The sequence below is a fragment of the Phaeovulum sp. genome (genome assembly GCF_041596715.1).
Lineage (GTDB): Bacteria > Pseudomonadota > Alphaproteobacteria > Rhodobacterales > Rhodobacteraceae > UBA6213.
The window spans coordinates 1-14,009 of record NZ_JBFHIA010000060.1; the positions used below are offsets into that span (position 1 = coordinate 1).

General features: G+C 62.3%; 14 protein-coding genes, 1 tRNA gene, 1 pseudogene and 1 riboswitch. Of the genes and pseudogenes, 4 read left to right on the forward strand and 12 right to left on the reverse strand.

The genetic code is table 11. From position 1 onward, the window contains the following. A pseudogene (locus tag ABY403_RS05980) lies at window positions 1–497 on the reverse strand (thiamine/thiamine pyrophosphate ABC transporter permease ThiP); the annotation flags it as partial. Next, complete coding sequence (thiB, locus tag ABY403_RS05985; RefSeq protein ID WP_372839837.1) at window positions 473–1,459, reverse strand: thiamine ABC transporter substrate binding subunit; 987 nt, start codon at window positions 1,457–1,459, stop codon at window positions 473–475. The pseudogene ABY403_RS05980 and the gene thiB, both read right to left, overlap by 25 nt. A gap of 43 nt (window positions 1,460–1,502) precedes the next feature. After that, window positions 1,503–1,610, reverse strand: a riboswitch (TPP riboswitch). Window positions 1,611–1,704: 94 nt separating this feature from the next. On the opposite strand from thiB, the gene aroC reads away from it, so the two are divergent. Further along, window positions 1,705–2,808, forward strand: coding sequence for a chorismate synthase (gene aroC, locus ABY403_RS05990; RefSeq protein WP_372839838.1), 1,104 nt, complete (start codon window positions 1,705–1,707; stop codon window positions 2,806–2,808). Between the two features lie 30 nt (window positions 2,809–2,838). On the opposite strand, the gene ABY403_RS05995 is transcribed toward aroC, so the two are convergent. From ABY403_RS05995 to ABY403_RS06020, 6 genes are all read right to left on the reverse strand, one after another. After that, window positions 2,839–3,276, reverse strand: a complete 438-nt coding sequence (locus tag ABY403_RS05995; RefSeq protein ID WP_372839839.1) for a thioredoxin domain-containing protein — start codon at window positions 3,274–3,276, stop codon at window positions 2,839–2,841. Between the two features lie 14 nt (window positions 3,277–3,290). Beyond that, window positions 3,291–4,004, reverse strand: coding sequence for a cytochrome c biogenesis CcdA family protein (locus tag ABY403_RS06000; RefSeq protein WP_372839840.1), 714 nt, complete (start codon window positions 4,002–4,004; stop codon window positions 3,291–3,293). Window positions 4,005–4,086: 82 nt separating this feature from the next. After that, entirely contained in the window at window positions 4,087–4,953 is an 867-nt protein-coding gene (locus ABY403_RS06005; protein WP_372839841.1) for a DMT family transporter, read from the reverse strand. A gap of 83 nt (window positions 4,954–5,036) precedes the next feature. Beyond that, on the reverse strand, window positions 5,037–5,324 hold the full coding sequence (locus tag ABY403_RS06010; RefSeq protein WP_372839842.1) for an HU family DNA-binding protein: 288 nt from the start codon (window positions 5,322–5,324) through the stop codon (window positions 5,037–5,039). Window positions 5,325–5,452: 128 nt separating this feature from the next. Beyond that, a complete protein-coding gene (locus ABY403_RS06015; protein ID WP_372839843.1) occupies window positions 5,453–6,928 on the reverse strand; it encodes an AMP nucleosidase in 1,476 nt (491 codons plus the stop codon). Beyond that, entirely contained in the window at window positions 6,925–8,727 is a 1,803-nt protein-coding gene (locus tag ABY403_RS06020) for an adenine deaminase (RefSeq protein ID WP_372839844.1), read from the reverse strand. Before ABY403_RS06020 ends, ABY403_RS06015 begins: the two co-directional genes overlap by 4 nt. Window positions 8,728–8,815: 88 nt before the next feature. Here ABY403_RS06020 and ABY403_RS06025 point away from each other — a divergent pair, with 88 nt between their 5' ends. Next, window positions 8,816–9,676, forward strand: coding sequence for an SDR family oxidoreductase (locus ABY403_RS06025; protein WP_372839845.1), 861 nt, complete (start codon window positions 8,816–8,818; stop codon window positions 9,674–9,676). Here the strand turns inward: ABY403_RS06025 and ABY403_RS06030 are convergent. After that, entirely contained in the window at window positions 9,668–10,423 is a 756-nt protein-coding gene (locus tag ABY403_RS06030) for an NnrU family protein (RefSeq protein ID WP_372839846.1), read from the reverse strand. The genes ABY403_RS06025 and ABY403_RS06030 overlap by 9 nt on opposite strands. Window positions 10,424–10,502: 79 nt before the next feature. Between ABY403_RS06030 and ABY403_RS06035 the strand changes: the two genes are divergently transcribed. Continuing rightward, window positions 10,503–10,907 carry a cytochrome c gene (locus tag ABY403_RS06035; protein WP_372839847.1) on the forward strand — a complete coding sequence of 135 codons (405 nt, stop codon included), beginning with the start codon at window positions 10,503–10,505 and terminating at the stop codon, window positions 10,905–10,907. A 141-nt stretch (window positions 10,908–11,048) separates the two neighbouring features. Further along, entirely contained in the window at window positions 11,049–11,603 is a 555-nt protein-coding gene (locus tag ABY403_RS06040; protein WP_372839848.1) for a phosphatase PAP2 family protein, read from the forward strand. A gap of 83 nt (window positions 11,604–11,686) precedes the next feature. Here ABY403_RS06040 and ABY403_RS06045 read toward each other — a convergent pair whose 3' ends face one another. From ABY403_RS06045 to ABY403_RS06055, 3 genes are all read right to left on the reverse strand, one after another. Further along, entirely contained in the window at window positions 11,687–12,520 is an 834-nt protein-coding gene (locus ABY403_RS06045; RefSeq protein WP_372839849.1) for a YdiY family protein, read from the reverse strand. A 248-nt stretch (window positions 12,521–12,768) separates the two neighbouring features. Further along, complete coding sequence (locus ABY403_RS06050) at window positions 12,769–13,650, reverse strand: LysR family transcriptional regulator (protein ID WP_372839850.1); 882 nt, start codon at window positions 13,648–13,650, stop codon at window positions 12,769–12,771. 262 nt (window positions 13,651–13,912) lie between these two features. Next, window positions 13,913–13,988 (reverse strand) — tRNA-Thr (locus ABY403_RS06055). Window positions 13,989–14,009 lie beyond the last annotated feature (21 nt).

Below are 14,009 nucleotides of genomic sequence, written 5' to 3' on the forward strand. Positions count from 1 at the left end.
AGCGATTGTGCCAGCCGCATCCTCTCGGAGGGAATGGCTTGCCAGCCGTGCAGCAGCAAGCGCGTGGCCAGCGGCAGGTTGAAGAACACATGCGCCAGCACCACGCCCCCCGCGCCGTAGATCGAGATTCGCGGCTGCCCAAGTGCTGCCAGCGCGTCGTTCACCACCCCCGCGCGGCCAAATACCGCAAGCAAGCCCATTACCGCCACCACAGCAGGCAGAATGAAAGGCGCGCCCATAAGCGAGACAAGCGCGCCCCGCCCCGGAAATCTGCGCCGGTGCAGCGCACGCGCCACTGGCACCGCCAGCGCCACCGACAGCGTGGCCGAAATCAGAGCCTGCGCCACGGTAAACCGAACTGCGGCGATGTCTGCTGCTTGCAGCGCACCCAGCCCGCCCGCTTGCCACGCCACCGCCGCCAGTGTGCCAAGCACCAGCACCAGCACAGCAAGCGCGGCAAGCCGTGCTGGCATCACCGCGCCAGCGCTGCGCGCCATTCGGCCAATGCCGGCCCACGCGCCGCCTGCGCCTCTTGCGGCGACATCAGCAGCGACTTCTCGGGCCAGATCAACCATTCGAACGCCTGCGGCAGCCCTGCGGGCGAGGTGGTGGCCGGATACATCCAGTTCGTCTCGGGAATCGTGCCCTGAAATGCCGGGCTGTGGATAAATGCCATGAAGCGGTCAGCAAGCTCTGGCTGATCCGATGCGGCAAGCCGCCCGGCAACCTCGATTTGCAAATAGTGCCCCTCGGCAAAGGGCGCTGCCTCTTTGGTCACATCCGACTCGGCAATCACGTGATAGGCGGGCGAGGTGGAATAGCTAAGCACCATATCGGCCTCGCCTTCCAGAAACAGGCCGTAAGCCTCGGACCAGCCGGGCGTCACGGTGACGATATTGTCGGCAAGTGCCTGCCAAACCGCACTCGCGTCATCGCCGTAAGCGGCCTTTACCCACAGCATAAGGCCAAGGCCGGGCGTGGAAGAGCGCGGATCCTGAATCACGATCTTCGCGTCCGAAGCGCCGAGTTCGACAAAGTCCTTGGGCGGAACGGCAAGCCGGGTGGTGTCGTAGACAAAAGCGAACCAACCCCAGTCATAGGGGGTAAAAAGGGGGTCATCGTAGGCCACTGGCACATCGGGCGCAGCCGCCAACCCGTGCGGCGCAAAAAGCCCTGTATCGGCTGCCTGCGCGGTCAGGCTGGTATCTAGCCCCAGCACCACGTCGGCATCGGTTTTGGCACCTTCCAGCAGCAACCGCGCCATCAGTGCCGCACCATCACCCGCCGCGACGAATTGCAAATCGCAATTGCAATCGCGCTCGAACACTTCCTCGATGATCGGGCCGGGGCCCCACTCGGAAACAAAGCTGTCGTAGGTCAGCACTGTCAGCACGGGTTTTTCCTGCGCTTGCGCCGCAGTGGCGCACAGGAAACCCGCAAGCATCAGGGATAGTCGCATCTTTCATCCTCCAATGGCTTGACGGGCGGGGTCAGGCCGGGAGGTGATGCCCGGATACCTTCCCTCCGCCGGTCTTAACCGGTTCAGGTTCGACGAGTTCGCGGGTCTTCCCGCATCTCAGCCCTGCGCAAGGGCTCCCCGAGGTGGGCTCAACATAGGCGCGCCACTGGCCCGTGCAAGGCAAAACTGCTTGAGCCATGCGCCGGGCAGGGCTAAGCGAGGGGCAACCCGTCAGGAGTGCCCCGATGAGCTTTAACACCTTCGGCCAAATGTTCCGCGTCACCACATGGGGCGAAAGCCACGGGCCCGCACTGGGGGCAACGGTCGATGGCTGCCCGCCCGGTATCACGCTTTCTGAAGCCGATATTCAGCCTTGGCTGGATCTGCGGCGTCCGGGGCTGAACAAGCTGACGACCCAGCGGCAAGAGCCCGATCAGGTTCGCATCCTCTCAGGCACGTTCGAGGGGCGCACAGCCGGCACACCTATTCAGCTGATGATCGAAAACACCGATCAGCGCAGCCGTGACTATGGCAATATCGCGCAGGCGTTCAGGCCCGGTCATGCCGACCTTACCTATCATCAGAAATACGGGCTGCGCGATCATCGCGGCGGCGGGCGCAGCAGCGCGCGCGAAACCGCGGCGCGGGTGGCGGCGGGCGGCGTGGCGCGCGCCGCGCTGGGGGCACTTTTCCCCGGCCTTCGGATAACGGGCTATATGGTGCAAATGGGCACCAAACATATCGACCGCACCCGCTTTGACCGCGAAGAAATCGCGCGGAACAACTTTTTCGTGCCCGACGCCGGGGTGGTTGCCGAATGGGAAGCCTATCTGCACCACATCCGCACCGAGGAAAACTCATCGGTCGGCGCGGTCATCGAAGTGGTGGCCGAGGGCGTGCCGCCGGGCTTGGGCGCGCCGGTCTATGGCAAACTCGATGCAGATCTTGCCGCTGCGATGATGTCGATCAACGCGGTCAAAGGCGTCGAGATCGGCGAAGGCATGGGGGCTGCCGCACTGACGGGCGTGCAAAACGCCGACGAAATGCGCGTCGGTGCGAATGGGATCGAGTTTCTTTCCAACCACGCGGGCGGCATTCTTGGTGGCATTTCGTCAGGGCAACCGGTGGTGGTGCGCTTTGCGGTCAAGCCCACTTCATCGATCCTGACCCCGCGCCGCTCGGTCAATACCGCGGGCGAAGAGGTCGAGGTTATCACCAAGGGCCGCCACGACCCCTGCGTGGGCATCCGCGCGGTGCCGGTGGGCGAGGCGATGATGGCCTGCGTGCTACTGGACCACGTTCTGCGCGACCGCGGCCAAACGGGCGGTCTGCGCGGGCTGATCGGCTAAGATCGGCCCGCGCTACCCTCAGCGCGCGACCTAGCTGGTCACCGCAGCTACTGCTGTATCGAGCAGTTCCTTGATCTGGGCCTTCGAGGTCGCTGCGACCAGACGGCCAAGTTCGGCATCCCCTTTCAGCACCAACAGCGTCGAGCGGCGGGGGATATTGCGCGAGGTGGTCACGGCGTCTGCCTGCCAAGTGTCCCAATCAACGCGGATGAAGGTGACCTTTTCCAGATAGGCCGGGGTTTCGGCCTGTAGTTCCGTGATAACCTTGTCTTGCGCAGCACAGGTGCCGCACCAGCTTGCGTGGTAATCGACGAAAACGACCTCGCCCTTGCCCAAACGCTCTTCGATCAGGCCGGGGGTATAGGTCAGCATTGTCGAGGTTGCAGCCGTGGCGCGTAGCGGCAAGCTCGCCAAGGGCGCGGCAAGCGTTACAGCGGCGGAAAGTTGTAGAAAATCACGACGTTTCATGAGGGTATCCTTTGTCAGATTGCAACGGAAAGCTCTTGCAGCCAGCCGGGCATGAGGTTCAGCACAGCGCCTTCCAACCGCTGCGCAAATCCCGAAAGAAGTAACACGGCGACTGCGACGAAAACCAGACCGAGCACCGGCCTTGAAGCTGCGGCAAAACGTGCGGCACGGGCGCGGTTGCGCATCAGAATACCGCGCGCGCCGTAGGCAAGTGCGAGCATGACGGTTGCCACGCCCAGCGAAAATGCGGCCATGACCGCCCCAGACATCGCGAGGCTTTGCCGCTGGCTGGCCAGCGCAATCGCACCGCCAAGCGTGGGGCCGATGCAGGGGCTCCATGCCGCGCCCAGCAGCGCGCCACCCAGCGCTTGCCCCGGCAAGCCGAAAGATTGGGTTGCATCAATGCGCGCATCGGCGCGGCTTGCCACGCCCGCCGTCGCGGTTTGAAACCCCGAGGCGAGGCGCGGCATCAGCAGCACCAGCCCAAAGGCCAGCATCGCCACTGCACCCGCTCGCGCTAGCGTTTCTGGCCCCAGCCCGAGTGCCTGCCCGAACGCCGTAACGCCAAGCCCGAGTGTGGTGAACGAAGCACCCATCCCCACCGCCAAGGCTACAGGCCCCAGCGGGTGCCGCCCCAGCGAGGTTGCCAGCACGATCGGCAGCACCGGCAGCACACAGGGGTTGATGAGCGTCAGCGTTCCGGCAGCATAGGCAAGTAAAAGTTCCACGCGGCAATCCTGTCATTTGGTTGGCCCTACCGTAGCCACGGCAGAGCGCCCTTGATCAAATGACAATCGCGCGTGCGCGCCGTTACAACGCCGCGCGAGAAATCTGCACGGCAAGGATGCCCGCTGCGATAACCACCACGCCCAGCACATCAAGCGGGCCGACACGTTCGCTCAGCAGCACTGCCGCCACGGCAACGCCAAAAAACGGGTTGAGAAAATGGAAGGTCGAGGCCTTGACCGCCCCGATACGCGCCACCAGCCAAAACCAGACCCAAGTCGCCAACACGCCCGGCACCAATACGGTATAGGAAAACGCGCCGATCAGTCTGGGTGACCAATGCACGGTGAAATCTTCAAACAGCAGCGCTGGCACCATCAGGATAGCGGCACCTACGAACATTTGCAGCCCCACGATCATCATGACATTGCCGCCCGATGAGGCACCCTTGACCGATAGCGTGGCAGCGGCAAGCGCTAGGGCCGCAACAAGGCACATCGCTACCCCCAGCGGGTCAACCCCGCCCGAAAGACGCGCACCCATGATCAACACGACACCCGAGACCCCCGCCAGCATACCAAACACGCCCAAGGGGCGCAGCTTTTGCCCCATGAACAGCCAGCCCAGCAGCGCCACAAGCAACGGCATGGCCGAGGCTATAATGGCCGCCAAGCTGGCCTGCACCCATTGCATCGCCACGAAATTGAGCCCGAGGTAAAGCGCGTTCTGGCTGACACCAAAAACGATGGTTGCGCGCCACTGCGCGCGGTTCAGCTGAAATCGCTGCCCCAGCGCCAGCGCGATGCCCACGCCAATCATGCCCGAAATCAGAAACCGCGCCGACAGCGCAGTCAGCGGCGGTGCCTCGGCCACGATCATCCGTGCCGAGGTGAACGCCGAGGACCACATGAAGGCAAAGGCTAGCCCTGCTAGAATTGCGCGAAAGTCCATTGCCGCCCCAAATGAAAAGGCCGCCCACGGCCAGACCGGGGCGACCCTATCGGATTTGCGCAGCCCCGCAAGGGGCGAGCATATCAGCCGTTGACGCTGTCTTTCAGCGATTTGGCAATGGCAACCTTGACCTGCTTGTCAGCGGCTTTGGTGATCGTTTCGCCGGTGGCGGGGTTACGCACTTGGCGTTCCGGGCGCGCGCGGCAGGAAACCTTGCCGACACCGGGCAGCGTCACAGCGCCGCCAGCGGCGATCTCGGTTGTGACGACGGCGGCGATAGCGTCCAGCGCGCCGGCGGCAGTTTTCTTGTCCGACCCCATCGCGGTTGCTACGGCAGCCACGAACTGGGCTTTGGTCATCGACTTCGACATTGGTCTGTCTCCTCGCTGTGCCCCACTATGCGGGGGTGTTCGGCTTTTTTGCAGTTTGCGGGTTTTTAACACACGTTTTTAGGAATCATGGCAAGCGATATTCTCGCCTTTGGTCGGGTTTTGCCGCGTCAGAGGAACGCGGTTTCCTCGAAACTGCGCAGTTTGCGGCTGTGGATGCGTTCCAGCGGCATTTCGCGCAACTTTTCCATGGCCCGCAGGCCGATCTGCAAATGGTTTGCGACCTGCGTCTTGTAAAAATCGGTCGCCATACCGGGCAATTTCAGCTCGCCATGCAGTGGTTTGTCCGACACGCACAGAAGCGTGCCGTAGGGTACGCGGAACCGAAATCCGTTGGCGGCGATGGTGGCGCTTTCCATATCAAGCGCGATGGCGCGGCTTTGGCTAAGCCTTTGCACCGGGCCGGACTGATCGCGCAGTTCCCAGTTGCGGTTGTCGATCGTGGCAACGGTGCCGGTGCGCATGATGCGCTTAAGATCGAAGCCTTCCAGACGCGTCACCTCTGCCACGGCCTCTTGCAGCGCAATCTGTATCTCGGCCAGCGCCGGGATCGGCACCCAGATCGGCAGATCGTCGTCAAGCACGTGATCCTCGCGCAGGTAGGCATGCGCCAGCACGAAATCGCCAAGGCTCTGGCTGTTGCGCAGCCCGGCGCAGTGGCCAACCATCAGCCACGCATGCGGTCTGAGCACCGCGATATGGTCGGTGGCCGTTTTTGCGTTTGACGGGCCGACACCGATGTTGACCAGCGTCACGCCCTGCCCGTCAGCGCGTTTGAGATGATAGCTTGGCATTTGCGGCAGCTTGGCGGGCGCGGGCATGGGCGCATCGGCCGAGGTTATCTCGATATTTCCGGGCCCGACTAGGGCGGTGTAGCCGCTGGCGCTGTCGGCCAGTGCGCGCCGCGCCAATGCCTCGAACTCATCCACGTAGAACTGGTAGTTAGTGAACAGCACAAAGTTCTGAAAATGCTCGGGCGAGGTGGCCGTGTAATGCGAAAGCCGGGCAAGCGAGTAATCGACCCGCTGCGCCGTGAAGGGCGCAAGATGGCCAGAGCCGTCGGCGTTAGGCCCGGCGGTGCCGTTGACGATGTCATCATCCATACTGGCCAAGGAGGGCACGTCGAACACGTCACGAAGCGAGAAATCGAGCACCCCTTCCTGCGGCACCGATACCGAAGGCACTGCCGACAGCGCGAAATGCACCGGCATCGGTGTGGCCGAATGGCCCACCTGCACCGCAACCCCGTGGTTACGAATAATCAGCCCCAACTGCTGGGTGAGGTAGTTACGAAACAGATCAGGCCGCGTGATGGTGGCTGCATAGGTGCCGGGGTGCGAGACATGCCCCCATGCAAGGCGGCTGTCGGACTTGGTGTGGGTTGACGAGGTAATGCGAACTTCGGGGTAGAAGGCACGAAACCGCGCCATGGGGCGGCGCGCCGCAAGCGTTTCGCCAAACTTCTCCAACAGAAACTCGGTGGCTTGGCTATAAAGCTGCTCCAGACGCGCAACCGCGTCGGCGGCATTGGTGAAAAGCTCGGCCTCGACGGCGGGCGGGCTGATGATGGGCAGTTGGTCGGTCATGTAAACAAATCCGTCAATTGAAAGCGGGTCACATCCACCAATCCAAGATCCGAGATCCGAAGCTCTGGGATCACGACCAGCGCAAGCAAGCTGTGCTGCATATAGGCATTGTTAAGCGTACACCCACACTCAGCCATCGCGGAAACCATGCGAAAGGCTGCGGCGGCAACATCGGCGGCAGGGGCGTCTGACATAAGGCCCGCAATCGGCAACGCGACATGAGCCAACTCTGCACCGTCTTTCCAGACCGTGATGCCACCGCCCAACGCGCCCAACCTGTTTGCAGCGGCGGCCATCATTTCGCCGTCGGTGCCCACCACGATCATGTGGTGGCTGTCATGCGCCACGGTCGAAGCCATCGCCATGCGGCCACTGTAGCCAAAGCCTGAAACAAAGCCGTTAACCACGCCGCCCGTGCCCCGGTGCCTTTCTACCAGCGCAATCTGCGCGATGTCGCGGGTGGGGTCGGCGGGCACAAGGCCATCGACCACGGCCAGCTCAGCGGTCAGCGACTTGGTCGGGGCCTGATTTTCCACCACGCCGATAACCCGCGCAACTACGGTATTGGCACCCTCAGGGGCCGCAATCGCAAAATCGGCGGCGGTCAGCGACTTGCCCAGATGCACGGTTTCGCGCGCGCTTTGCGGCCAGGCGTAATGCGGGCATTTGGCCAGCAATACGCCATCCTTCGCCACGGTCACCCCGCGCGCTATCACCTGCTCTACCGGCAAGCTGCGCAGATCTGAAGACAAGATCACATCGGCCCGCCGCCCCGGCGCGATGCTGCCCAGTTCGCGCTCTAGCCCGAAATGGGTGGCGGTGTTGATCGTGCACATCTGCAACGCGATCAGCGGTTCGGCACCGCAGGCGACCGCGTGCCTATAGACGCGGTTCATGTGCCCCTCGTGCACCAGCGTGCCAGAGTGGCAATCGTCCGTGCACAAGACGAAATTGCGCGGATCCAGCCCCTTTTCGGTGACTGCGGTGATCTGGCTCTGCACGTCATACCAAGCCGAGCCAAGCCGCATCATCGCGCGCATACCTTGGCGCACACGCGCAATCGCGTCGGCCTCGCAGGTGCCCTCGTGATCGTCCGCAGGGCCGCCTGCCACATAGGCGGCAAAGGCGCGGCCAAGATCGGGGCTGGCATAGTGGCCACCAACGGTCTTGCGCGCATCTTGCGTGGCGGCGATTTCCGCAAGCATCTTGGCATCGCCCGCCACCACACCGGGAAAGTTCATCATCTCGCCCAAACCGATGATGCCGGGCCATGCCATAGCCTCTGCCACATCCTGCGGCGTAATCTCGAACCCGGTCGTCTCCAGCCCCGGTGCCGAGGGCGCGCAGGACGGCATTTGCGTGAAGATGTTGACCGGCTGCATCAGCGCCTCGTCATGCATCATCCGCACACCGGCCAGCCCCAACACATTGGCGATTTCGTGCGGGTCGGTGAACATGCTGGTGGTGCCGTGCGGAATGACCGCCGCAGCAAACTCGGCCGGGGTCAACATGCCGCTTTCAATGTGCATATGCGCATCGCAAAGACCGGGCAGCATGAAGCGGCCCTTGGCCTCGATCACTTCGGTTTCGGGGCCGATGCAATGGCCAAGGTCGGGCGCAATCGCGGCAAACCGCCCCTCGGCGATGGCGATATCATGGCCGGGCAGCACTTCGCGTGTTTGTACGTTGACCCATTGGCCACCGCGAATGACCAGATCGGCAAAGGCGCGGCCCGCTGCAACGGCAATAAGGCGCGGCGCGGCCTCGGGCCAAGTTTTGAATGAGGTGTGATTTTCCATGCCGAAATCTGCCACCGGGCACGCGGGCTTGCAAGTGACGTTATGATGGTGGCTTGCGCGGGCGGCGAGAGGTGCCAATATCTTGCACATGAAAACACTTCTCACGATCGGGCATGGATATACGGCGGCGGCGTTGACGCGGCGGCTTTTGCCGCAAGGCTGGCGCGTTATCGGCACCACGCGCGGGCATCCAGAAAACCTTATTTCCGCCGGAATAGAGCCTGTTTTGTGGCCCGGCACCCCGCTGGCGTCGGCGTTGGCCGAAGCGACGCATGTGCTCAGCTCGGTCCCGCCCGGGCCAGAGGGTGACCCGGTTCTGGCAGCCGAGGCAAAGGCGCTGGCCGAGGCAGGGCCGCATCTGGAATGGGTCGGATATCTTTCGACCACCGGGGTATATGGCGATCACGGCGGCGGCTGGGTGGACGAGACGACCCCCCTTACCCCCGGCACCTCGCGCGGGCGGGCGCGTGCAGATGCCGAGGCCGCGTGGTTCAAGCTTGCTATGCGCCCCGGCCTGCCACTGCATGTCTTTCGTCTTGCAGGCATCTATGGGCCCGGCCGCGCGCCGTTCGAGGCCATCCGCAACGGCAGTGCGCGCCGCATCATCAAACCGGGGCAGATGTTTTCGCGCATTCATGTTGATGACATTGCGACCGTGCTTGCCGCCTCGATCGCGCAGCCAGATCCCGGTGCCGTTTACAACGTTTGCGACGATCTGCCCTCGCCACCCGAAGATGTCATAACCTATGCGGCAAAACTGCTTGGCCTGCCGCCACCGCCTGCGGTGCCATTTGCCGAGGCAGAGCTTGGCCCGATGGCCCGCAGCTTTTATGCCGAAAGCAAACAGGTAAGGAACGATTGGGTCAAGACCGCGCTGGGCGTGCAGCTTGCCTATCCAACTTACCGCGAAGGGCTGGCCGCAGTGCTGAAAGCCGAAAGCTCACGGTAGCGGCGAAAGGCCGATCAGCGGCGCGTGTAATTCAAGAAACGACCACCAGATCGCCACCGCCAAGCCCAGACGCAAGGCAGACGGCAGCGCCTGCGGCTTCCAGCGCCCATCGAACAGCGCGGCAAGCGGCAAAAGCCCGGTATGCGCCGTCAGACGCGCCCATTCCTCGGCCCCCATTGCGCGGGCGCGGCGTGCCTCCACCAGCTTCATGCCCAGCGCCGCAAGCGCCGCGAAAGCCCCAAACATCAGCCCGTGTGCCAGATCGCCATTGGCCAACAAATGCGCTAGCGACCACAAAAGCATCGCCCAAAGAAGCGGCTGGCGCGTAACCCCCGCGATGCCGGGATGCGCGGGATCAAACCCCTTTGCTTTGCCCTCAAACGCAAACGGATTTGGCGCGGCAACGCCGAAGGTGCCAAGCAGAACCACCAGCGGCATGACGATATTGACCGTCCAGCGCTGCCAAAGTGCAGGTGGCCAAAGCTCGACATACGGCGCGCGCCCGGTGGCGACGATCAGCCAGTAAAGCAGCCCGGTCGATAGCAGCGAAAACGCCACCCCATAGCCCGCCCGCCCTAGCACCGCGACCAGCCGCGCCTTGAGCGCCGGGCGGGCTGGCAGTGCATGCGACAGGAAGAAGGCGGCAAAAGCCGCCATCAGTTCACCCCAGCCGTGGAGGATCTGCACCGTCATGCGCGCGAGAGTAAGGTCGCCGCTGGCCTTCCGCAAGCGGGGCGCGCGCAGCATGGATGACGCGCGTCAACGCAAGATCCGGCCAATAAGGCTATCATGCCCAGAGGTGGTAGATCCCCGAAGGGAGGGCACTATGTTGAAAACCCATATTGTTTCTTTCGCTGTCGCGAGCGCTCTGTCTGCCGGATTCGCGCATGCGCAGACACCTGAAATTGGACATGACCTCTACAATCGGTTCTGCGTCAGTTGCCACGGCCCATCGGGCAAGGGTGACGGGTCGATGCCGCACTATCTTACCGAAATCTACGCCGATCTGACCGTGCTTTCCGCCAAGAACGGCGGCGAGTTTCCTATGTCGCGTGTGTTGCAAATTATCGATGGCCGCACAGGGCTGCGCGGCCACGGTGGCAGCATGCCGGTATTCGGCGACATCTTCTCGGCGCGCAACCCAGACATGATGGGCTCTGAAATGGGCGCGCTGGTAACGCGCGGGCGGGTGCTGGCGCTTGCCGAATATCTGGAATCGATTCAGGAGTAGGTATTGCGCAGCCAATTTGGCGCGAATTAGGCCATATCGCGCCCGTGTCTTGGGCGGCACGAGGGCGAGGCTCAATGACGGTTTACGGCAGAACGAGTGGCGGTTAGACAACGGTCCTAGAACCGCTGTCGGAGTGCCCCTATGCTTGCCGCCGCCCGCCGCCTTTCGATGCGCGCCCGTGTTGCCATTATCCTTGCAGTGCTGGCGCTGGTGGTTGCTGCAACCCCACGAGAGGTCGAGCGTTACGGCGACAACCTTCAGATCGCCCTGCCAGCACTGGCGATAGGCTGCTCGGTGCTCAACGGCGATGTCGGCGAATACCTTGCGCGATACGTCGTCATGTTCACCGGGGTGCACGGCACCAAGCGCGCGCTTGGCGATGCTCCCATCAACTTGCGCCCTAGCGGCAGCTTGCTGGGCTTCCCCTCGGGCCATACCGCCACCGCCGCCTTTGGCGCAAGCGCCCTTGTGCAAAGCTGCATCACAGGCCATCCGGTTGCAAAAACCGTGGTGATACTGGCCGCGGCCTTTACAGGCGCATCACGGATTGAAGCCAATGCCCATACGATCTGGCAAGTATTGGCCGGCGCGATCTGGGGCATTTTCTGCGACCGCTTCCTGCGCCCCGGCAGCCCTTGGCGCGGCCCGGTCTTGCGCCGCCTATCCGCGCTTTGGCGGCGCGGTCGCACGCGGTAAGGATTAGCCAAGAAACGGGTGTCGCAAATAGGAAAGGGGCAGGTTTCCCTGCCCCCGCGTGATGTTAGCCGCTTTTGGCCCTGTCAGAAACCGAACACCAACGAAACCCCAACCTTGTTCTCGGTTTTCACCGTGCGGCTGTCGTTGTAGTCGGTAAGGTAGCTAAGCCGGGTCGACATCGCGTCCGTCATCCTGATGCTCACACCGAAATCGTTGTCGATCCGCAGTGCGGTATCCGAGCTCAGAATATCCGTGTCATTGGTCAGGAAGAGATTTTCGTTGAACTTGTAGAACGCCCGCGACGAGACGATGTAGCCGGTTTCAGTGACGCTATCGCCAAGCCCGTCCTTCAGGTAGCTGACGCCGATACCGGCCTGCACCCGCCAGGTCACGTCTGGAGTATTGACGATCCGGTAGCCCGGACCCACGCCGATGAAGGCATCAGTGCGAGTATCCCCGGCGGTCGTGGCCAAGCCATCAGATTTCACCCGACCCAGCACGAAGCCGTAGAACTGGTCGTTGAAATAGCGGTTCGCATCGTAGACCGCGAACACGTCTTCCTTGGTGCGCACACCGTCGGTTTCGCTGTAGTCCAGCACCACGCCGATCGTCTGGACCCACAGGCCCTCTGCATAGCGCAGACGCGCGCCAATCGAGAGATCTTGCGAATCTGTGGCACCGACCGTGCCAGAGTAGGTCAGGGCCGCACTACCCGACAGGCCGGGGCGGAACTCTGGGTTGCCGAAACGGCTTGCGTCTTCGGACCGTGCCAGATCTTCGGCCGCAGCATCTTCGATTTCGGTAATCCGATCATCAATGGCCTCTATACCGAGCAGAGCGGTCTGCGCCAAGGCGCTCGTCGCACCAAAGGCGAATGCGAGAGCCGAGATCGTGAAGATTTTGCTTATCGTTTTCATGGTCTTTCCTCTCTTTTGCACAACCCCGCAGCAGCTTTGATGGGGGCAGGCGTGTTGCCTGAAGCAAAATTAAAGAACGATCATCCATAAGAAAAATTCGGAAAACTTGTGGATAGCGTGAGTATTTCTCGTGCTGACTATCCCTTGTATTTCGCAGTCCGCTGCCAGTTGGAGGCGACCGCGCACCCGGCCAGACCTTGGCGGGATTTTGACCATCTTTCAGGTCATTGGCAGGTTGTGCAATTCGGTCAGATTTGCTCCAGCACCTCGGTCGTATCGTCTTTGGCCAATTCGATCACCGATCGCAGTGTCGCATGGGCAACAGTGGCCAGATCATCTTCCAGATCGTCGCGCCAAACCGACCATGCCGGATAGGCGTAGGTGGGCGCGTCGGGCACCAAATGCAGCCGCCCATCGTCGATATACTTTTTCACGGTGCGCGCAGGCAGATAGGCAGCAAAGTCGCGGCTGAGGATGAATCGCACCGAAAGCGAGCCCATCGTCAATGTCAGGCCGGGATTCGACAGTTTCGGCAGGTGGGAATCGTGAAAATGCAAGAAGTCCCCGCCCCAGTCCACAAAGGCATAGCGACCGGGCAGTTGTTCGCGCGTCGGGTTTTCCCAAGGTGCCACCAGTACCAGCTCGTCATCGAGCACCTTTTCCACGCTAAGACCCGGCCGCAGAGTTGGCACATAGGTCAGCGATATCTGCATCACCCCTTCGGTCATGGACCGCGTCAGCGAATCGGGCAAGCCAAGCTGCGCGTGCAGCCCAAGGTTGGGCAAGGCCGCGCGCAATGCGTCGATCCAGCGAAAGCCAAGTCGCGGCCAAAGAGAAACCTGCGCCCCTATCGTCAGGCTGCGGCTGAAGCCTTCGGGAATGGCGACCTGCTGACGCGCCTGTTCCCAGTTGCGCAAAAGCGCCTGCGCGAAACTTTCGAACTCTCGCCCCGCCGAGGTCAGCTCCGCCCCGGATTTCGAGCGGGTGAACAAAGGCCGCCCCAATTGATCTTCAAGTCGCTGGATGCGCAGACTGACCGCGGACTGAGTCACGTACAACCGCTCTGCGGCCGAAACGAATGACCCAGAGGCTGCAACCTCGACAAAAGTCTTGATCAGAGCCAAATCCATAACTTAAGTCTCTGCGCTTCTGGCAAGACGTCAAGTGCTGAAAAACGGCCAGCTAAAAGAGGTTTGGCGATGGTTCTGGCTTTCCTCAAGGCAGGTTTTGCCCGCCGCTGAGCCGCCCTTTCGCCCAGCATTTGGACCTATCGGGATAGAACCGACGCAGAGCCCCCGCCAATTCGGGGGCGACCGGCCGCATGAACCAACAGCGTGCCGCGAGTGGTGTTTCGCCTTGCAAACATTGGAAAAGATGATTGGCGGAGAAGAATGGTGCCGCTGAAGGGACTCGAACCCCCGACCCCATCATTACGAATGACGTGCTCTACCAGCTGAGCTACAGCGGCATTCTTCTCTTGTCGGCCATA